The organism is Clavibacter michiganensis subsp. tessellarius (assembly GCF_021922985.1).
In the GTDB taxonomy this organism is placed as follows: Bacteria; Actinomycetota; Actinomycetes; order Actinomycetales; family Microbacteriaceae; genus Clavibacter; species Clavibacter tessellarius.
Genome location: NZ_CP040788.1, coordinates 1,250,984 through 1,269,285, shown reverse-complemented (window position 1 = coordinate 1,269,285; position 18,302 = coordinate 1,250,984). Strand labels below are relative to the sequence as shown.

Here is an 18,302-nt window from a genome sequence, read left to right as displayed (position 1 = left end):
GTACGCTGACCGGAGCATGTCGATCTCCCGCCGCACCCTCCTCGCCGCCTCCGCGTCGGGGCTCTCCCTCCTCGGGCTCGCGGCGTGCACGCGGACGACGCCCGCCCCCGCGACGCCGACGCCTGCCGGCACCCCGAGCCCGACGCCGACGGTCACCGCGGCCGGCGTGCCCGAGCCCGTCGCCTTCGCGCGCTCGGACTGGTCGGGCGATCCGTTCGCTCGCGGGGCCGGCAGCTTCCTGCGCCCGGGCGCGACCTCGGCCGACCGCGAGGCGCTCGCGCGTCCCGTCGCCGACCGCGTCTTCTTCGCGGGCGAGGCCACGAGCGCCGACCGCCCGGGCACGGTCGCCGGCGCGCACGCGTCCGGCCTGCGGGCCGCCGCCGAGGTGCAGCGGGCGGGCGCAGGATCCGAGCGCATCGCCGTGGTCGGCGCCGGCATCGCGGGCGCGGCCGCCGCGCGCGCCCTCCGCGACGCGGGCCACGACGTCGTCCTCGTCGAGGCGCGCGCCGACCTCGGCGGCCGGATCCGCGCCGTCACCAGCCCGGACTGGCCCCAGCCCGCGGAGCTCGGCGCGCTCTGGATCGCCGCCGACCCCGACGACGCCCTCCGCGACGCCGTCGAGCAGGCGGGCCTATCCCGCTACGGGCTCGCGCTCGTCGCCGAGGACCGCGGGCCCGACGGCCGGGTCCTCGAGCCGTCGACCGCGGGATCCGACGCCCTCGCGGCCGCGCGCGCCTGGGCCCGCGAGCGTCCGGTCGACGCCAGCGTCTCCGCCGCCCTCCTGGCGACCGGCGGCGACGCGCTCTCCGCCGACGGCGGCGCGGCCTCGCCCGCCGCGCGCCTCGCGGGCCTCCTCGCCACCGACGTGGCCATCGCCCACGGCGCGGCGCCCGGCGACCTGTCTGCGGCCCACGGCCTCGACGAGCCCGCGCCGGTCGCCAACGTCGCCGTCACGGGCGGGTTCGCGGGACTCGTGCAGCACCTCCTCCAGGACCAGCGGATCGACGTGCTCCGCGAGTCCACCGTCTCGCGCATCTCCTACGGGAACGGGCGCGTGGGCATCCGCCTCGGTTCGGGCGAGTCGCTCTCGGTCGACCGCGTGGTCGTCACCGTGCCGCTCGGCGTGCTGCAGGAGGGCGCCATCGCGTTCGACCCGGCGCTGCCCGCCGCGCACGAGACGGCTGTCCGCGCGCTCGGATCCGGCCGCGCCGACCGCGTGTGGATGCGCTTCCGCGAGCCGTTCTGGTCGACGACCGCCACCGTCTGGACCTCGCACGACGCGGGCGGCAGCCACACGCGCTGGTACAACCTGATGCCCGTCACGGGAGAGCCCGTGCTCATGGCCGAGGTCGGGGGCCAGGCGGCGGAGCGGGTCGGGCGGATGGACGACGCCACGCTGCGCCGGGCGGCGCTCCGCACGCTCGCGCCCTTCGCGGATCCGGCGCTCGTCGCGGACGGCACGGCCACGCCGACGCCCGCGCCCGACGGCGGCGCGACCCCGGCGCCCTAGGCGGGACGGGACGCGCGCCCGGCGCGGACCGGACGTGCGTCGGGGAGGGTCACCGTCCGATGCCCGCCCGGCGGCGTCGCGCCGGCTCGGGCGCGCCCTCGGCCGGGCGGGGGTCGTCCTCCTCGGCGTCCCCGGCGCGGGCGCGATCGTCCGCGATCTCCGCCGGGACGTCCACCCCGCGGTCGCGCGCCGCCGCCCGCCCGCGTCCCCGCCTGACGCCGCCCGCCGGCCCGTCCGCCGGCCGGATGCGGCTGAGCGCCACGACCACGGCCGTGATCGCCGCGAGCACGCCCGCCACGAGCGCGAACCACGCCGCGATGCCGAGCGGCACGCCGACCTGCGCGGGATCCATGAAGAAGTAGGGGTACCAGCCGACCCGCGGCCCGCGCACCTCCGTGAACGCGCACCACGCCACCGGGAACGCCATCGCCCAGCCGACGGCGTGCCAGGGGACGCGCGGGCGGCCGGGCGCGAGGGTCCAGTCGAGGAGCGCGTACGCCGGCAGCACGAAGTGCAGGAGGCGGCTCGACCACGGCACCTCCACGTAGTACGACTGCGCGCTCGACTCCAGCACGATCAGCCCGAAGACGACGCCGGACACCACCACGTAGCTGACGACCACGGCGCGCACGGCCGCCATCAGCCTCGGCTCGATGCCGCCGCGGAGCGCGTGGACGCCCGACGCGGCGAGCACGACGACGCCCGCCATGCCGCTCTGCGTGGTGAAGTAGCTGAACCAGTTTGCCGTCGCGAAGCTCGTGAAGCCCTGCACGTAGTCGAGGTCCCCGGCGAGCGCGATTGCGCCCACCACCGCGGCGACGAGGCGCACGGCACCGAGGATCCTCTGCACGGCACTCCGATCGCGGCCGGCTCGAGGCTGCCGGGCCGCATCCAGTCTACGAACGCGAGTCTCACGATCGCCTCCGTGCCCTCGCGCGCCGCGGGCGGGGACGGCAGGATGACGCGCATGAGCCCTTCATCGAGATCCACCACCCAGCAGGTGCAGTTCGGGTCCTTCGGCGGCGTCGACGTCCTCGAGGTCGTCGACGTGCCGCGTCCGTCGCCCGGCCCCGGCGAGGTCCTCGTCGAGGTCTTCGCGGCGGGCATCAACCACATCGAGGCGTACATCCGCCAGGGCCGCTTCCCGGACGAGGTGCCCACCGCGTTCCCGAACGGCCAGGGCAGCGACTTCGCCGGCTGCATCGCGGCCGTCGGCGAGGGCGTGACCCGCTTCAAGAAGGGGCAGGACGTCCTCGGCCACACGGTCATGGCCGCGCACGCGACGCACGTGGTCGTGCCCGCGGGCAACGTCGTGCTGAAGCCGGCGCAGCTCCCGTGGGAGATCGCGGGCGGCCTCTTCCTCGCGGGCCTCGTCGCGCACGACGTGCTGCACGCGGTGTCCGTCGGCGAGGGCGACACGCTCGTCGTCACGGCGGCGGCCGGCGGCGTCGGCAGCATCCAGGCGCAGCTCGCGATGCGGCGCGGCGCCCGGGTCATCGGCACCTGCGGCGAGCGGAACTTCGACTACCTCCGCCAGGTCGGCGTCACGCCCGTGGTCTACGGCGACGGCCTCGCCGAGCGGATCCGGAAGGCCGCGCCGAACGGCGTCCAGGGCTTCATCGACAACTTCGGGGGCGGCGAGCCCGTCGCGGAGGAGCTCGGCGTGCAGGGCAAGCGCTTCAGCTCGAGCGACGACCGCCGCGAGCTGGAGCTCGAGGCCGTGCTGCCGCCCGTGGACGAGGACGACGTGCACCGCTCCCGCACGCTCGCGACGGTCGCGGAGCTCGCGGCCAAGCGCGAGGTCGACGTGCTCGTGTCCGGCTTCTACCCGCTGGCCGAGGTGCAGGAGGCGTTCGACGACCTCGAGCGCCGGCACGCGCGCGGCAAGATCGTGCTCGGCATGCGGCCCGTGCACTACCCGGGGGACCGCCGCAGCACGGCGAAGGCGCGCGACGTGGCGGACGGTCGGGCCTGATCCGGCGGTCGGGGTGACGGCGGACCGTCACCCCTACCGGTCGGGGCGACGTCCGGGCGACAGACGGCGTCAGCCCGCGACGACCTCGGCGGGCGCGGGCTCCGCGGGACGCTCGATGTGGGCCTCGCGCCAGAGCAGCAGGTCGCGGACGGCGGGCGACTCGTCGCACTCCAGGAGCGCGACCGCGGCCGGCGGCGTCGCGTCGTTGACCGCGAGCCAGGAGCGCACGCGCTCCGAGGTGTCGCCCACGAGCACGGACAGCACCTCGGCCGGCGCGACGGGGTTGCGCGCCAGGCAGGCGCGTACTCCCTCGTCGGCGTCGTGCGCGAGCGCGTGCTGCACGTCGAGCGGCGCGTGGCGGCTGCTCGCGACGCTCTCGCGCACCTTGGGGTCGCGGTGCTCGGCGAGGAGGCGCAGGCGGCGGATCTTGCTGGGCGTGACCTCGGGCGCGGGATGCAGCGCGGCGGCCTGCTCCGCGGTGAGCACGGCGGGCGCCGTCCGGTGCAGGGCCTCGAGCTGCGCGGCGGTGGTGAACCTGATGCACGACATGCCCCGACGCTATCGAAGGAGCCCGTGAGATGGTGGATCCATGACCGCCGACCGCCCGCCCGAGCCTCCGCGCGGAGCGCCCCGAGACAGCGGCGACGCCTGGGTCGAGAGCCCCGAGGGCCAGCGCTACTGGGGCGCGTTCGGGGCGGCGGGCCTCCTCGTGCACGATCCCGACCGCGGCGTCCTGCTCCAGCACCGGGTCGCGTGGAGCCACCACGGCGGCACGTGGGGTCTGCCCGGCGGCGCGCGCCACGCGGGCGAATCCGCGGTCGACGGCGCCGCGCGCGAGTCGGCGGAGGAGGCGGGGGTGCCGCCCGCGGGGATCCGGCCGCTGCTCGCGACCGTGCTCGACCTCGGCTTCTGGAGCTACACGACCGTCACCGCCCGCGTCCTCCGGCCCTTCGCGCCCCGCGTCGCCGACGCGGAGAGCATCGAGCTGCGCTGGGTGCCCGTCGACGAGGTCGACGCGCTGCCGCTGCACCCGGGTTTCGGCGGATCCTGGCCCACGCTGCGCGACGAGCTGGCGCGCGACGTGACGCTCGTGGTCGACACCGCGAACCTCCTCGGCTCCCGACCGGACGGCTGGTGGCGCGACCGCGCCGGAGCCACGTCCCGCCTCCTCGCCGAGCTCGACCTGCTGGCGCGCGACGGCCTGCCCGCCGCCGACCTCGGCCTGCCGGGCGCCGTGCGCTGGCCGGACGTCGTGGCGGTCGTCGAGGGCGGCGCGCGCGACGCGTCGGTGCCCGCGGCGCCCGCGTCGGATCCGGACGAGCCGACCCTGCGCGCGCCCGGCGTCGCCGTGGTCGCCGCCCCGGCCGACGGCGACGCGGAGATCGTGCGTGTCGTCGGGGCGGCCCGCGACGCCGGCCGCGAGGTCGTCGTGATCACGGCCGACCGCGGCCTGGTCGCGCGCGTCGAGGCGCTCGGCGCGCGCGTGACGGGCCCCGGCCGGATCCGCGCGCTGCTCGACGCGCGCGCGGACCGCGACGCGGGCTGACCGCCTAGCCCGCGAGCGCCTCCGCGGCCGGCACCGGCACGGCCGCCGCCAGGGCGTCCGCGATCCCCGACCGCCACAGCGCGTGCAGCGCCTCCGCGGTCGGCCGGTCGCGCGCCGCGAGCACGCCGCCGGTCGCCGGGAACAGGGTGTCGTCGCCGTCCGCGTCGAGCACCACGCCGCCGGCCTCGCGCACGATGAGCGTCGCCGCGAGGTGGTCGACCGGCCCGAAGGACCCGATCACCGCGCCCGCGCCGTGCCCGAGCGCGACGCCCGCGACCGTGAGCGTGCCGGATCCCATGACGCGCATCGTGCAGAACCGCCCGGCGAGCGAGGCGAGGAGCGGCAGCATCCCCGGCCACGGCGCGTGCCCGGCCAGCTCGGTGCTGACCATGCGGCCCCGCAGCGGATCCGCGTCCGGCGCGACCCCGTGCGGCGTGGCCGCGAGGTCGAGCCGGCGCCCGTCGCACCAGGCGCCCTCGCCCGCGGCGGCCTCGACGACCGTGCCGCGCCACGGGTCCGCGACGATGCCCACGACGGGTGCCCCGTCCACGACGAGCGCGAGCGAGAAGCTCGTCCACGGCACGCCGTTGGCGAGGTTGGCGGTGCCGTCGACGGGGTCGAGGTACCAGCAGGGGCGGCCCGGCACGGCCTCGCCGCCGTACTCCTCGCCCACGAGCACGTGGTGCGGGAACTGCGCGCCGACCACGGCCCGCACGTCGCGCTCGACGGCGCGGTCGATCTCGGTGACGTGGTCGGCGGGGTTCGCCTTGGTGCCCACCTCGCCGACCTCGTGCGAGCGCACGCGGTGCACGGCCCACGCGGCGAGGTCGCGCGCGACGGCGCGGGCGCGGATCCGCTCGGCCGCCGGCGACACGGCCTCCGCCGCGCCCGCCTCCCCGCGCGCGAGCACCTCGAGGAGGAGCGGCAGCCGGTTCGTCGTGATGGCGTCCACCCCGATGGAGGCGAGCCACGCCATCTGCTCGGGCGCGTCGACCGTCCACGCGGCGACGCGGGCGCCCTGCGCGTGCACGGCGTCGACGAGCGCGGGGCCCACGAGGAGGTGCGGCATGTTGACGACCGCGGGCCGGAGCTCCGCGAGCTCGCCCGCGGTCGGGGGCTCGGCGTCGGCCCAGGGCAGCCAGATCACGGCGTCGGCGTCGAGGGAGCGGATCACCCGCATGCCCGCGAGGTGCCCGCACCAGGCGACGCGCGGCGTGCGCGGCGCCCGGGCGACGACCGCGTGGGCGGCGGCGGCCGGATCCGGGGACGCCATGTCGATCACGAGCTCCACGCCGGTGCCGGCGAGCAGCTCGAGCGCCTCGGCGAGGAGCGGGATCCGCAGCTCGCCGCCGCCGAGCGCCCGCACGTCGGCCGCGTCCACGTCGGCGACCCGGGCGTCGAGGCCCCAGAGGCGTTCGAGCGTGGCGTCGTGCACCAGCACGACCTCGCCGTCGCGCGTGACCTGCACGTCGATCTCGACGGTCGTCGCGCCGGACTCCGCGGCGGAGCGGATCGCGGCGAGCGTGTTCTCGCGGTGCCGCGAGGAGTCGCCGCGGTGGGCGGTCGCGGTCGTCATCGGATCGCGTCCGACGCCGCGGCGCCCGCGGGGGAGTCGGCGGACGATCCCACCAGCGTCCCGCCGCGGTAGTGCCGCACGTCGCGGAGGGTGACGGTGCCGCCGTCGCCCACGGAGGGCGCGACGCCGGTCGTGAGGGCGCGCACCTCGACGCCGCCCGCGTCCAGCACGAGCTCCTGGAAGTGGCCGTGCGGGAGGACCCGGCGGACCACGACGGACGTCGCGTCCGCCTCGGCGCGCGGACCACGTGGCGCGAAGGCCACGTCCTCCGGGCGCACCGCCCACACGTCGGCGTCCGCGGAGGTGGGCGCGAAGGCGACGGGCGCCTGGGCTCCTACCGTCTCCGGCGTCGTGCCCGTCAGGCGCGGCGCGGGCAGCAGGTTCATGCTGCCGATGAACGACGCGACCACGAGGGTCCGCGGGTGCGCGTACAGCTCGGTCGGCGCCGAGACCTGCTCGATGCGGCCCTGGTGCATCACGGCGACGCGGTCGGAGATGGCGAGCGCCTCGTCCTGGTCGTGCGTGACCATGACGGTCGTGATCCCCAGCCGCTGCTGGATGTCGCGGATCTCCTCGCGCACCTTCACGCGCAGCTTCGCGTCGAGGTTCGACAGCGGCTCGTCGAGGAGCAGCAGGTCGGGCTCCTGCACGATCGCGCGGGCGAGCGCCGCGCGCTGCTGCTCGCCGCCCGAGATGTGGGCGGGTCGCGAGTGCGCGTGGTGCGCGAGGTTCACGGTCTCGAGGGCGGCCATCACCCGGCGGGCGATCTCGTCCTTCGGCAGCTTCTTGAGCGTCAGCGGGAAGGCCACGTTCTTGAAGACCGTGAGGTGCGGCCAGAGCGCGTAGTTCTGGAACACCATCGCGCTCGGCCGCCGGTCGGGGCCGGACGCGGTGACGTCGCGGCCGCCGATGACCACGGAGCCGCGGTCGGGCTCGAGGAACCCGGCGATCATCCGGAGCGTCGTGGTCTTGCCGCAGCCGGACGGGCCGAGCAGCGCGACCAGCTCGCCGCGCGCGACGTCGAGGTGGAGGTCGTCGACGATCGTGCGTCCGCCGAGGTCCTTGGAGAGCCCGGCGACGACGAGGCCCGACGCCGGACGGGTGCCCGTGCCGTCGTCGTGGTGGAGCGGCGGCGCCGCGGCGGTGGTGGGGGATGCGGATGCGGTCATGACCGGCCTAACGGATCTGGAAGCCCTCGGCCAGACGCCCGCCCATGATGTGGCGGCGGGCGAGCAGGAGGAGGGCGACGGAGGGCAGGGAGAGGAGGATCGAGAACACCGCGGCGACCTGCACCGGGTGGTTGAGGACCAGCGAGTACATCTCGGTCGGCATGGTCATGTAGACCGGCGCCCCCACGAGGTACGTGCCCTGGGCCTCGTCGAACGCGGCGAGGAACGACATGAGCACGGCCACGAGGATCCCGGGCAGCGCGAGCGGCAGGGTCACGTGCAGGAACGTCCGCACGCGTCCGGCGCCGGCGTCGCGCGCGGCCTCCTCGAGGGAGCGCGGCACGGCGCTGAACGCGGCGGCCGGGATCCAGGTCATGAACACGACCGTGCCGATGAGCTGGACGATGACGATGCCCGTGACCGTGTTCATCAGGTGCAGCCCGTAGAAGAGCGACGCCATCGAGACGAAGAGGCCCATCTTCGGGAACGCGTTGGTGGCGAAGAGGCCCACCAGCAGGATCCGCCGGCCCGGGAACGAGAAGCGCGAGAACGCGTACGCGGCCGGGAGGCAGACGAGCGCCGAGACGAGCACGGTGAGCGGCGCGAAGTAGAGCGAGTTGCGGACGGCCGCGGCGAGCTCGGCGTCCTGCAGGACGACCTCCCACCAGTGCAGGGTGAGGCCGGCGGGCAGGAGGCTCGGATAGTCCCACGAGGTCGCGAAGGCGTGCGCCGCGAGCCACAGCAGCGGCCCGAGGACGAACACGGCGACGACCGCGAAGAGCGCGGCCTGGACCCAGCCGCGGGCGGAGAGGAGCGCGCGCATCAGACCCGGCCCTCCGCCTTCGCGGAGCGGAAGTTCGCCCGCACGTAGAGGAACGCGATCCCCGACGCCAGGACGAACACCACGACGGCCATGACGATGGACTGCTGCGGGTGGTTGAAGCCGGTGAAGTACTTCGAGATGTCGACGCCCAGCATGCTCGGCGCGTTGGGCCCGGTGAAGTACGGCACCGTGAAGGAGCCGAGCACGCCGATCGCCGTGAACGTCGTCGCGATGACGAGCGGGATGGCGGCGAGCGGCACGAGCACGCGGGTGACGATCGCCCAGGTGGACGCGCCGGCGTCGCGCGCCGCCTCGATCATCGCGTCGGGGATGCCCTGCACGCCCGAGGTGGCCATGAGCGTGGCGAAGGGGAGGCTCGTCCACACGGATCCGATGACGACCGCGACGGTCGTGTAGCCCCACGTCGGCCCCTCGAGGCCGACGAGCGCGAACACGGTGCGCACGAAGCCGTCGCCCGAGTAGAAGGTGAGGATGGCCCACGACGCGATGACGACGGGGATGAACAGCGGCACGACCGCGAGCCCGGCGAACAGCGTCGCGAGCCGGCCGCCGCGGAGGCGGAGGTTGAGCGAGATCGCCAGGGCGAGCGCGATCACGAGGGCCGTCGAGACGACCGTGACGACCACCGTCACGCCGAGGTCGCGCAGGAAGCGCGGGTCCTGGAACACGTCGGCGTAGGCGTCGAGCGTGCCCCACCAGCCGGTCGCGGTCCGCGTGCCGAGGCCGATGGACGCGATGGTGCTGTTGAGCCCGCCCGTGTGGCCGAGGCTGAAGCCGATGGCCAGCACCACGGGGATCCCGACGAACACCGCGAGCAGCAGCGCGGGCGGGAGGGCGAGCGCGAGGCCGACGCCGGCGCGGCGCGCGCCCGGGGAGACCCGGGTCGCGCGCCGCGCGGGGGCGACCGGCGCGGCGGGGGCCGACTGCCGGATCGCCGTCACTGGCCGGGCACCTTCTGGTCCCAGAGGTTCGCCATGTCCGAGGCCATCTTGCTGTCGTAGCCGGGGCGCAGGTTGGTCGGGTCGGCGGACGCGAACTGGTCCTTGAGGTCCTCCGGCACCTGGTCGAGCGCGATCACGGGGTAGCCCGCGATGGTGCTCGCGATGACGGCCTGGCCCTCGGCGGAGAGCACGTAGTCGGCCAGCTTCTGGGCGACGTCCGCGTGCGCGGCCGTCTTCGGGATGCCGAGGAAGGACGCGTGGCCCGTGAAGGCCGGGTTCGAGATCTGCGCGTACTTCACGGTGGACGGCAGCGTGCCGGACTTCTGGGCCGTGATGACCTGGTCGCTCCAGACGGGGGCCATCTCGACGGCGCCCGTGCCGAGCAGGTCGAGCACCTGGTTGTTGCCGTTCGGGTAGACGCCGCCCTGGTACATGGAGGCGTTCAGGCTCTTCAGCTGGTCGAAGCCCGCGTCCCACGCGCCCTCGAGCGACTGGTCGTAGCCGGTCGTCATCTTCTCGCGCGTCGCGTCGTCGAGGTGGGAGTCGAGCACGGTCGTGACGAACGCGCCGCCGGAGCCGCCCGTCGCGGGGGAGTTGTAGGCGAACTCGCCCGGGTTCGCGGTGATCCAGTCCAGCAGCTCGTCGAGCGTCTTCGGCGGCGTCGTCACCTTGGTGGAGTCGTAGGCGAGGAGCACGGAGGAGGCGCGGTACGGGATCCCGAAGCCGCCGCCGGACTGCACGGTCGCGTCGGGCACGGTCGCGAGGTTCGGGATGGTGTCGGCGGAGACGGGGGCGAGGAGTCCGCCGGTGCCGGCGGCCGCGGTGAAGCCCGCGTCGATGAGGTCGTATCCGGGGTCGGATCCGCCCTGCACCGAGCTCGTGAGCGTCGCCATGGTCTGGGCGTCGTGCTCGCCGTGGAGGTCGAGGGTCGTGGTGACCGAGGCGCCGGGGTTCGCCTTCTCGAACGCGGGGATGATCCCGTCGTCCCAGAGGCTCTTGACGTTGGTGTCGCCGGAGATGAAGACGCGGGCGCTGCCCGAGGCGTCGGTCACGGCGTGGTTCTGGGCCTGCGCCTCGCTGCTCGTGGTGGGCGCGCAGCCGGCGAGCGCGACGGCGGCGGACGCGGCGGCGGCGAGGGCGATGAGGTGACGGCGGGGGATCACGGGTCGGGTGTCCTTCTGCTCGGGGGACGATGCGGATCGCATCGTTTCGATGGTGCGGCCCGCCGGTGGCCCGGACATGAACGGAACGTTGCGATCGGGCTCCCCGAGGGCGAACGTGCGCGTCGGGGAGCGGGCCGTGAATAGGGTGAGCGGCATGAGGAGGAACTCGCCGCGCGGCTCGGTCACGCTCGCCGACGTGGCCGCCCTCGCGGGGGTCTCGACCTCCACGGCGTCCCTCGCCTACCGCAGCACCGGGTCCATCACGCCGGCCACGCGGGCCCGGATCCTGCGCGCCGCCGCCGAGCTCGGCTACGCGGGACCGGACCCCATGGCCCGCTCGCTCAAGAGCGGCCGCTCGGGCATCGTCGGCGTCGTCGTGGCGGGCAGCATCCGCCGCGCCTTCCAGAACCCCGTCGCCCTCGCCACCATGGCCGGCCTCTCGGAGGCGCTCGACGAGCTCGACGTGGGGCAGCTGCTCCTGCCCGGCCGCCGCGAGCCGCACGCGGGGGCCGCGCCGCTGCTCGAGGGCATGCCCGTCGACGCCGTCGTCTTCCTCACCCGCGGCGAGGAGGTCGACGCGCTCCTGCCGGGCCTCCGGGCACGCCGGATCCCCATCGTCGGCGTCGAGGGACCGCACGGCGATGGGGTCGCCGTGGTCGACATCGACGACGCCCGCGGCATGGGCGAGCTCGCCCGGCACGTCCGCGGGCTCGGCCACCGCCGCGTCGGCGTCCTGATGCGCACGACGCGCATCGAGGAGGACGGCCCGCCCGGCCCGGTCGTCCCCGTCGGCCAGGGCTTGGAGGCGATCGTCAACCGCACCATCCGCGAGCGCCTCCGCGCGGCACGCAGCGTGTTCCCCGACGCGGTGCGCGTCGAGGCCGGGGGGCGCGACCTCGAGGCGGGCGAGGCGGCGGCCGGCGTGCTGCTCGACCTGCCCTCGCCGCCCACCGCGATCCTCGCCCAGAACGACATGCTCGCGGCGAGCGCGCTCCAGGCGGCCGCCGCCCGGGGCATCCGGGTGCCGGAGGACCTCACGGTCACGGGCTTCGACGGCGCCGACCTGCCGTGGCTCGGCCGCCGTCTCACGACGGTCGAGCAGCCGCTGCACGACCGCGGCGTGCACGCGGGGCGCATGGTGGGCGAGCTGCTCGCGGGACGCGCGGCGGCGAGCGTGGTGCTGCCCGTCCGGCTGCGCACGGGCGAGACCGCGGCCGCGCCCGCCTGAGCCGCGCGGGCCCGTCGGCCCTAGCGCCCCGCGGGGTCGGTCACGAAGTCGATGAGCTGCTCCACTCGGCCGAGGAGCGCGGGCTCGAGGTCCTGGTACGAGCGCACCTGGCCGAGGATCCGCTGCCACGCCCGCGCGATGTCGGCCTGCTCGGCGTGCGGCCAGCCGAGCGCGGCGCAGATCCCGTGCTTCCACTCGACGTTCCGCGGGATCACCGGCCACTCCCGGAGGCCCAGCCGCGCGGGCTTCACGGACTGCCACACGTCGACGTAGGGGTGGCCGACGACGAGCGCGTGCGCTCGGTGCGGCCCGCGGGCGACGGCCTCGGCGATCCGGCTCTCCTTGGATCCGGGCACGAGGTGGTCGACGAGCACGCCCACGCGACGCCCGCGGCCGGGGCGGAAGCGGTCGAGCTCCTCGTCGAGGTGGTCGACGCCCTCGAGGTACTCGACGACCACGCCCTCGATGCGGAGGTCCTCGCCCCACACCCTCTCCACGAGCTCGGCGTCGTGCCGGCCCTCCACGAAGATCCGGCTGGGCAGCGCCACGCGGGCCTGCCGGTCGGCGACCGCGAGCGAGCCCGACGCCGTGCGCGCGGGGCCGGCGGGCGCGGCGCGGGGCACGCGGAGCGCCACGGGCTCGCCCTCGAGGAGGAAGGACCCGCCGAGCGGGAACGTGCGCTGCTTCCGCTTGTAGTCCTCGAGCACGACCATGCCGGACTCGACCCGCACGATCGCGCCGCAGAACCCGGTCGACAGCTCCTCGACCACGAGGTCGCGCGTCGCGTCCTGCGGCCGGGGTGCCTTCTTCGCGGGCCCGCGCCAGCCGGCGGCGAGCACGTCCTGTCCGTAGCGGTCGTCGGGGGAGGGAGGCGGCGTCATCCTCCGAGGTTCTCACGGGACGCGTCGCGCACCCGGTCGACGAGCCGACGCCACGGGCCGTCCACCGCGGCCTCGCCGAGGCGGGCCTCGCGGTCGCCCGCGCGCACGAGGTAGACGAATCGGTCGGCGCCCGGGGTCGGCACGGCCGGTTCGTCCCACGGGCACGCGTCGACGAGCGCGCTCCAGTCGGGCAGCTCGTCGCCGTCGTCGTCCACGCGCACCGACCAGGTGCGGGTCATGCCCGCCATCCCGCCCGTGCGTGACACGGCGATCTCCACCTAGACCTCGATCCCGACGCCCTCCCACGCCGCCTGGACCGCGGCGACCTCGGACGCGCCCTCACCGTACCGCGCGGACGCCGCGTCGACCGTGGCCCGGGCGAAGGCGGCGAAGTCGGCGTCGGGGCGCACGGCCCCGGACTCGATGACGTCGTACCAGACGCGGCCGGCGCCCTCCCAGGCCGCGCCCCCGATGCCGGTCGCCGCGAGGAAGAAGGCGCGGTTCGGGATCCCCGAGTTGATGTGCACGCCGCCGTTGTCCTCCTGCGTCTCCACGTAGTCGTCGAGGTGGCCGGGCTGCGGGTCCTTCCCCAGCACGTCGTCGTCGTAGGCCGTGCCGGGCGCCCGCATCGAGCGGAGCGCGAGCCCGGTCGACCGGTCGAGGAACAGCTCGGCGCCCACGAGCCAGGTCGCCTCGTCGGCGGACTGCCCGAGCGCGTGCTGCTCCACGAGCACGCCGAACACGTCGGAGATCGACTCGTTGAGCGCGCCGGACTGGCCCTGGTAGACGAGGCCGAGCGTGAGCTCGGTGACCCCGTGGGTCAGCTCGTGCCCGATGACCGTGAGCGAGCGGGTGAACGGCGCGAACACCTCGCCGTCCCCGTCGCCGAAGACCATGCGCGTGCCGTCCCAGAACGCGTTGTCGTACTCCTCGCCGTAGTGCACGGTCGCGAGCAGCGGCAGGCCGCGGTCGTCGAGCGACTCCCGGCCGTAGACCTCGGAGAAGAGGGAGTGGGTGGCGCCGAGCCCGGCGTACGCCTCGTCCACCTCGGCGTCCCCGGTGTCGGGCGCGCCCTCGACGCGCACCGTGCGGCCCGGCAGCTCCTCGCGGTTCCCCGCGTCGGAGATGGTGCGGTGGATCCCGGACGGGTCGCGGTCCGCGAGCGCCGACGGGTCGGGCGCCGCGCCCGGCCCCCGCCGCTCGTGGATGAGCGGCCCCTGGTCGCGCAGCGCGCGGCGCGCGGCCTGCCGGGCGGCGGACATCCTCTCGGGGTCGGCCTCGGCGAGGCGGGTCAGCAGGTACGGCGGGAGGATCGTGCGTCTCATGTCCCGAGACTCGCACGGGGCGACGACATCGTCACCGGTGCGGGCGGATCCGGCCCGGGGGTCGCGCGTCGGGGTCGCGTGCCGTACGGTGCCTCAGCCGGTCCAGCGGTAGCCGAGCTCCGGCCGGCCGGGCGTCCCGTACCGCGGCACGCGCTCCACCTGGCCGACGTCCGCGAGGTACTCCAGGTAGCGCCGGGCGGTCACGCGCGAGACGTCGAGCACGGCCGACACCTCCGCCGCCGAGACGCCGTCCGCGGGGCGCTCGTCGGGCGCCCCGGACCCGCGGGCGATCCCGCGCACGAGGTCGAGCGTCTCCGCCGACATGCCCTTGGGCAGCCGGGCCTCCGGCGCGGGCGAGCGCAGCGCCGCGAGCGCCCGGTCGACCTGGAGCTGCGTCGTGCTCCCGCTCCCGGTGTCGAGGCCCTCGCGGTACCCGACGTAGGCCGCCATCTTCTCGGCGAAGGCCGCGAACGTGAACGGCTTGATGAGGTACTGCACGATCCCCGCCGTCACGGAGCTGCGCACCACGGCCTGGTCGCGCACCGCCGTCACCGCCACCACGTCGGTCGCCCGTCCCGCGGCGCGCAGGCGGCGGCACACCTCGAGGCCGTGCATGTCGGGCAGCGTCATGTCGAGGAGCACCAGGTCGATCCCGTCGGGGCCCGCCTCGGCGATGAGGCGCAGGGCCTCGCCGCCGGTGTGGGCGACGCCGACGACCGCGAAGCCGTCGAGCCGGCCGGCGTACGCCGCGTGCGCCTCCGCGGTGAGCGCGTCGTCGTCGACGACCAGCACGCGGATCACGGGCGCACCCCCGCCGCGTCGTCACCCGGGCCAGCGGTGGCCTGCGCGTCGTCGCCCCGCCCGGCACCCGGATCCGCCGGCAGCACGACCCGGAACCGCGCGCCGCCCAGCCGCGGGTCGGCGTCCCCGACCTCGACCGCGCCGCCGAGCCGCTCCGCCGTGCGCGCGACGAGCGCGAGGCCCACGCCGCGCGGGGCCCCGGCGTCCGGCTTCGTCGAGACCCCGAACTCGAGCACGCGCGGCCGCACCGCGGGATCGACGCCGGGCCCGTCGTCCGCCACCTCGACGACGAGCGCGCCGTCGTCGGCCCGCGCGATCGCGAGCTCCACGCGTCCCCGGTCGTCGCCGCGCGCGGTGGCGCGGGACGGGTCGGCGGCCGCGTCGATGGCGTTGTCGACGAGGTTGCCCACGACGGTCACGAGGTCGGCGGGGGCGACGCCCGGGGCGCCCGTGCCGTCGGCGACGCGCACGGCGAGCTCGACGCCGCGCTCCGCCGCCTGCGCGGTCTTGCCGCGCACGAGCGCCTGCACGACGGGATCCGCGCCGTCGGCCAGGCCCCCCGCGGCGGCCCGCCGGTCGGTCTCCAGCTCCGACGCCGCGAGCGCGAGCGCCTCGCGCGGCCGCTCCAGCTCGATGAGCGACACGATCGTGTGCAGCCGGTTCGCGAACTCGTGCGTCTGCGCGCGCATGGCGTCGGAGAGCGTCCGCAGCGTCGCGACCTCGCCCGACAGGCGCTGGACCTCCGTCCGGTCCCGCAGCGTCGTCACCGTCCCGAGCCGGGCGGCGCTCCCGGTGCGGCCCGTGGGCAGGGCGGGCCGCTGCGTCACGACGAGGACCCGGCCGGAGGGCAGGTGCACCACCTCGTCGGCCGTCGTGCCGCCGGCGAGCAGCCGCTCGAGGGGCGCGGGGAGCCCGAGCGCGGCGACCTCGACGGGCCCGGCGGCCGGATCCACGTCGAGGTCGAGCAGCCCGGCCGCCTGGTCGTTGTGCAGCACGAGCCGCCGGTCGCGGTCCACGAGCACGATGCCCTCGCCCACCGAGTGCAGCACCGACTCGTAGTAGGCGAGCATGCGCGCCATCTCCTCGGGGCCGAGCCCCCACGTCGTCCGCTCGAGCGACCGGCTGAGGAGCACCGCGCCGGCGGCGAGCAGCAGCGCCAGCGCGCCGACCGTGCCGAGGAGCCCCGGGAGCCGCGCGCCGAGCACCTCGGAGACGCGGTCGACGGTCACGCCCGCGGCGACGAGCCCGACGATCCCGCCCGCCGCGTCCCGCACGGGGACGACGGCCCGCACGCTCGGACCGAGGGTGCCCGTGGAGGTCTCGGTCAGCGGCCGGCCGGCGAGCGCGGGCCCGGTCGTGCCGAGGTAGCGCCGGCCGATCTCGTCGTGGTCGGGGTGGGTGACCCGGACGGTGTCGCGGTCCATGATCGTCACGAAGTCCACGCCCGTGTCGCGCGTCACGTCGAGCGAGTAGTCGAGGAGGGCAGCGGTCGGATCCGCGGACGCCAGCCCCTCCGCCACCCGCGGCGAGTCGGCGACGGTCGTCGCGACGGCGAGGCTGCGATCGGCGGCCGCCTGCTGCGCCCGCTGGCGCGAGTCCGACCACAGGGCCGCGGTGGCCGCCACCGCGACCACGAGCAGCACGGTGAGCTGGACCACGAGGAGCCGGGCGGCGATGCCGCGGGGGAGGGCGGGGCGCCGGCGCCTGGGCCGGTGCGGTCGTACGGCGAGCGCGCGCTCCGCCATGCCGCCTCCTCGCCTCCGCGGCGGTCACCCCGGCAGGAACATTATGAACACAACGCCGGGGGTCGCCCGCGCCTGCGCCATCCTGACGGGTACCCGTCGCCCGGCACCCCGTGCCCGTCGCCGCTCACGAGACAAGGACGTCCCATGACCAACCCGATCGCCGCTCTCCGCCGCCTGGATCGCCAGCACTACCTCTACATCGCCGTCATCGTGGCGGTGATCCTCGGCGTCACCGTCGGGCTCGTCGCCCCCGAGACGGGCGTCGCGCTCAAGCCGATCGGCGACGCGTTCGTCGCCCTCATCAAGATGATGATCGCGCCCATCATCTTCTGCACCATCGTCCTCGGCGTCGGATCCGTGGCCAAGGCCGCCACCGTCGGCCGCGTCGGCGGGCTCGCGCTCCTCTACTTCATCGTCATGTCGACGTTCGCGCTCGCGATCGGCCTCGTGGTCGGCAACCTCATCCACCCGGGCGAGGGCCTCGACCTCAGCGGCCTGCGGGCGCCCGAGGGCTCGACCGAGGCGACCGACGAGAAGGACTTCCTCCTCTCGATCATCCCCACGTCGCTCCTGTCGTCGCTCACCTCGGGCAGCATCCTGCAGACGCTGTTCGTGGCGCTCCTCGTCGGCTTCGCGCTGCAGCAGCTCGGGAAGCGCGGCGAGCCGGTGCTGGAGGGCATCCGGAACATCCAGGTCCTCGTGTTCCGCATCCTCAGCATGGTCATGTGGGTGGCCCCGCTCGGCGCGTTCGGCGCGATCGCGGCCGTGGTCGGCGCCACCGGGTTCCAGGCGGTCATCAGCCTCGCGACCCTCATGATCGGCTTCTACATCACGTGCGCGCTGTTCATCGTCGTGGTGCTCGGCACGCTGCTCTGGTTCGCGGCCCGCGTCAGCATCTTCAAGCTGATGCGGTACCTCGGCCGCGAGTACCTCCTCATCGTCTCGACCTCGTCGTCCGAGGTCGCGCTGCCGCGCCTCATCGCGAAGATGGAGCACGTGGGCGTCTCCAAGCCCGTCGTCGGCATCACCGTCCCCACCGGCTACTCGTTCAACCTCGACGGCACGGCCATCTACCTGACGATGGCGTCGCTCTTCATCGCGAGCGCGCTGGGCAGCCCGCTGGCGCTCGGCGAGCAGGTCTCGCTGCTGGTGTTCATGATCATCGCGTCGAAGGGCGCCGCGGGCGTCACGGGCGCGGGCCTCGCCACGCTGGCGGGCGGCCTGCAGTCGCACCGTCCGGACCTGGTGGACGGCGTCGGCCTCATCGTGGGCATCGACCGCTTCATGTCCGAGGCGCGCGCCCTCACGAACTTCACCGGCAACGCGGTCGCCACGATCCTCATCGGCACCTGGACCCGCGGCATCGACGCCGACCGCGTGGCCCTCGTCCTCGGCGGCGGCGACCCGTTCGACGAGACGAGCATGGGCACCGAGCACGACGCCGGGCTGAAGGCGCCGGCGGACGCCCTCGAGGCGGACGTCACGCGCTCCGGCGACCTCGGCGACGAGGCCCGCGGCACCAGCCGGTGACGCTCGGTCGGGGCGGCGCCGGGGCGATCCCGACGTGGTCCCGGCCGTGTCCGATCCGTTACGCTGTG

Annotated in this window: 17 protein-coding genes; 5 read left to right on the top strand and 12 right to left on the bottom strand. The window is 75.6% G+C overall.

Going from position 1 to position 18,302, the window contains the following annotated elements:
* Nucleotides 1-16 precede the first annotated feature (16 nt).
* Nucleotides 17-1,510 (top strand): flavin monoamine oxidase family protein, encoded by a 1,494-nt coding sequence (locus FGG90_RS05770; RefSeq protein WP_094129378.1) that lies wholly within the window; start codon nucleotides 17-19, stop codon nucleotides 1,508-1,510.
* A 49-nt stretch (nucleotides 1,511-1,559) separates the two neighbouring features.
* On the opposite strand, the gene FGG90_RS05765 is transcribed toward FGG90_RS05770, so the two are convergent.
* The gene (locus tag FGG90_RS05765; RefSeq protein ID WP_237583528.1) at nucleotides 1,560-2,360 is read right to left on the bottom strand and encodes a Pr6Pr family membrane protein; all 801 of its coding nucleotides are present in this window, start codon (nucleotides 2,358-2,360) and stop codon (nucleotides 1,560-1,562) included.
* 117 nt (nucleotides 2,361-2,477) lie between these two features.
* Between FGG90_RS05765 and FGG90_RS05760 the strand changes: the two genes are divergently transcribed.
* Entirely contained in the window at nucleotides 2,478-3,485 is a 1,008-nt protein-coding gene (locus FGG90_RS05760; protein WP_237583527.1) for an NADP-dependent oxidoreductase, read from the top strand.
* 69 nt (nucleotides 3,486-3,554) lie between these two features.
* On the opposite strand, the gene FGG90_RS05755 is transcribed toward FGG90_RS05760, so the two are convergent.
* Nucleotides 3,555-4,034 (bottom strand): hypothetical protein, encoded by a 480-nt coding sequence (locus tag FGG90_RS05755; RefSeq protein WP_094129381.1) that lies wholly within the window; start codon nucleotides 4,032-4,034, stop codon nucleotides 3,555-3,557.
* A gap of 40 nt (nucleotides 4,035-4,074) precedes the next feature.
* Between FGG90_RS05755 and FGG90_RS05750 the strand changes: the two genes are divergently transcribed.
* Nucleotides 4,075-5,031: an NUDIX domain-containing protein gene (locus FGG90_RS05750; protein WP_094129384.1), complete on the top strand. Its 957-nt coding sequence runs from the start codon at nucleotides 4,075-4,077 to the stop codon at nucleotides 5,029-5,031.
* Between the two features lie 4 nt (nucleotides 5,032-5,035).
* Here FGG90_RS05750 and FGG90_RS05745 read toward each other — a convergent pair whose 3' ends face one another.
* Genes FGG90_RS05745 through FGG90_RS05725 form a run of 5 tightly spaced genes read right to left on the bottom strand, consistent with a single transcriptional unit; the run spans nucleotide 5,036 to nucleotide 10,766 of the window.
* Nucleotides 5,036-6,607 (bottom strand): inositol monophosphatase family protein, encoded by a 1,572-nt coding sequence (locus tag FGG90_RS05745; RefSeq protein ID WP_094129387.1) that lies wholly within the window; start codon nucleotides 6,605-6,607, stop codon nucleotides 5,036-5,038.
* Nucleotides 6,604-7,776, bottom strand: coding sequence for an ABC transporter ATP-binding protein (locus FGG90_RS05740; protein ID WP_094129390.1), 1,173 nt, complete (start codon nucleotides 7,774-7,776; stop codon nucleotides 6,604-6,606). The genes FGG90_RS05745 and FGG90_RS05740 overlap by 4 nt, the downstream gene beginning before the upstream one ends.
* Nucleotides 7,777-7,783: 7 nt before the next feature.
* Complete coding sequence (locus FGG90_RS05735) at nucleotides 7,784-8,599, bottom strand: ABC transporter permease (protein WP_086518237.1); 816 nt, start codon at nucleotides 8,597-8,599, stop codon at nucleotides 7,784-7,786.
* Nucleotides 8,599-9,561 (bottom strand): ABC transporter permease, encoded by a 963-nt coding sequence (locus FGG90_RS05730; RefSeq protein ID WP_094129393.1) that lies wholly within the window; start codon nucleotides 9,559-9,561, stop codon nucleotides 8,599-8,601. Before FGG90_RS05730 ends, FGG90_RS05735 begins: the two co-directional genes overlap by 1 nt.
* Entirely contained in the window at nucleotides 9,558-10,766 is a 1,209-nt protein-coding gene (locus FGG90_RS05725) for an extracellular solute-binding protein (RefSeq protein ID WP_237583526.1), read from the bottom strand. Before FGG90_RS05725 ends, FGG90_RS05730 begins: the two co-directional genes overlap by 4 nt.
* Before the next feature lie 112 nt (nucleotides 10,767-10,878).
* On the opposite strand from FGG90_RS05725, the gene FGG90_RS05720 reads away from it, so the two are divergent.
* Complete coding sequence (locus tag FGG90_RS05720; protein ID WP_094129396.1) at nucleotides 10,879-11,952, top strand: LacI family DNA-binding transcriptional regulator; 1,074 nt, start codon at nucleotides 10,879-10,881, stop codon at nucleotides 11,950-11,952.
* A gap of 20 nt (nucleotides 11,953-11,972) precedes the next feature.
* Here the strand turns inward: FGG90_RS05720 and FGG90_RS05715 are convergent, their stop codons facing one another.
* The 5 genes from FGG90_RS05715 to FGG90_RS05695 all read right to left on the bottom strand — a co-directional run bounded on the left by FGG90_RS05715 (nucleotide 11,973) and on the right by FGG90_RS05695 (nucleotide 16,704).
* The gene (locus FGG90_RS05715; protein ID WP_094129399.1) at nucleotides 11,973-12,833 is read right to left on the bottom strand and encodes a DUF3097 domain-containing protein; all 861 of its coding nucleotides are present in this window, start codon (nucleotides 12,831-12,833) and stop codon (nucleotides 11,973-11,975) included.
* On the bottom strand, nucleotides 12,830-13,072 hold the full coding sequence (locus FGG90_RS05710; protein WP_414146760.1) for a hypothetical protein: 243 nt from the start codon (nucleotides 13,070-13,072) through the stop codon (nucleotides 12,830-12,832). The genes FGG90_RS05715 and FGG90_RS05710 overlap by 4 nt, the downstream gene beginning before the upstream one ends.
* Nucleotides 13,073-13,111: 39 nt before the next feature.
* On the bottom strand, nucleotides 13,112-14,158 hold the full coding sequence (locus tag FGG90_RS05705; RefSeq protein WP_094129405.1) for a M4 family metallopeptidase: 1,047 nt from the start codon (nucleotides 14,156-14,158) through the stop codon (nucleotides 13,112-13,114).
* Between the two features lie 93 nt (nucleotides 14,159-14,251).
* Nucleotides 14,252-14,959 (bottom strand): response regulator, encoded by a 708-nt coding sequence (locus FGG90_RS05700; protein ID WP_094129408.1) that lies wholly within the window; start codon nucleotides 14,957-14,959, stop codon nucleotides 14,252-14,254.
* Nucleotides 14,956-16,704 (bottom strand): sensor histidine kinase, encoded by a 1,749-nt coding sequence (locus tag FGG90_RS05695; protein WP_094129411.1) that lies wholly within the window; start codon nucleotides 16,702-16,704, stop codon nucleotides 14,956-14,958. The genes FGG90_RS05700 and FGG90_RS05695 overlap by 4 nt, the downstream gene beginning before the upstream one ends.
* 144 nt (nucleotides 16,705-16,848) lie before the next feature.
* Here FGG90_RS05695 and FGG90_RS05690 point away from each other — a divergent pair, with 144 nt between their 5' ends.
* Nucleotides 16,849-18,234, top strand: a complete 1,386-nt coding sequence (locus FGG90_RS05690) for a cation:dicarboxylate symporter family transporter (protein WP_094129414.1) — start codon at nucleotides 16,849-16,851, stop codon at nucleotides 18,232-18,234.
* The last annotated feature ends 68 nt before the right edge of the window (nucleotides 18,235-18,302 follow it).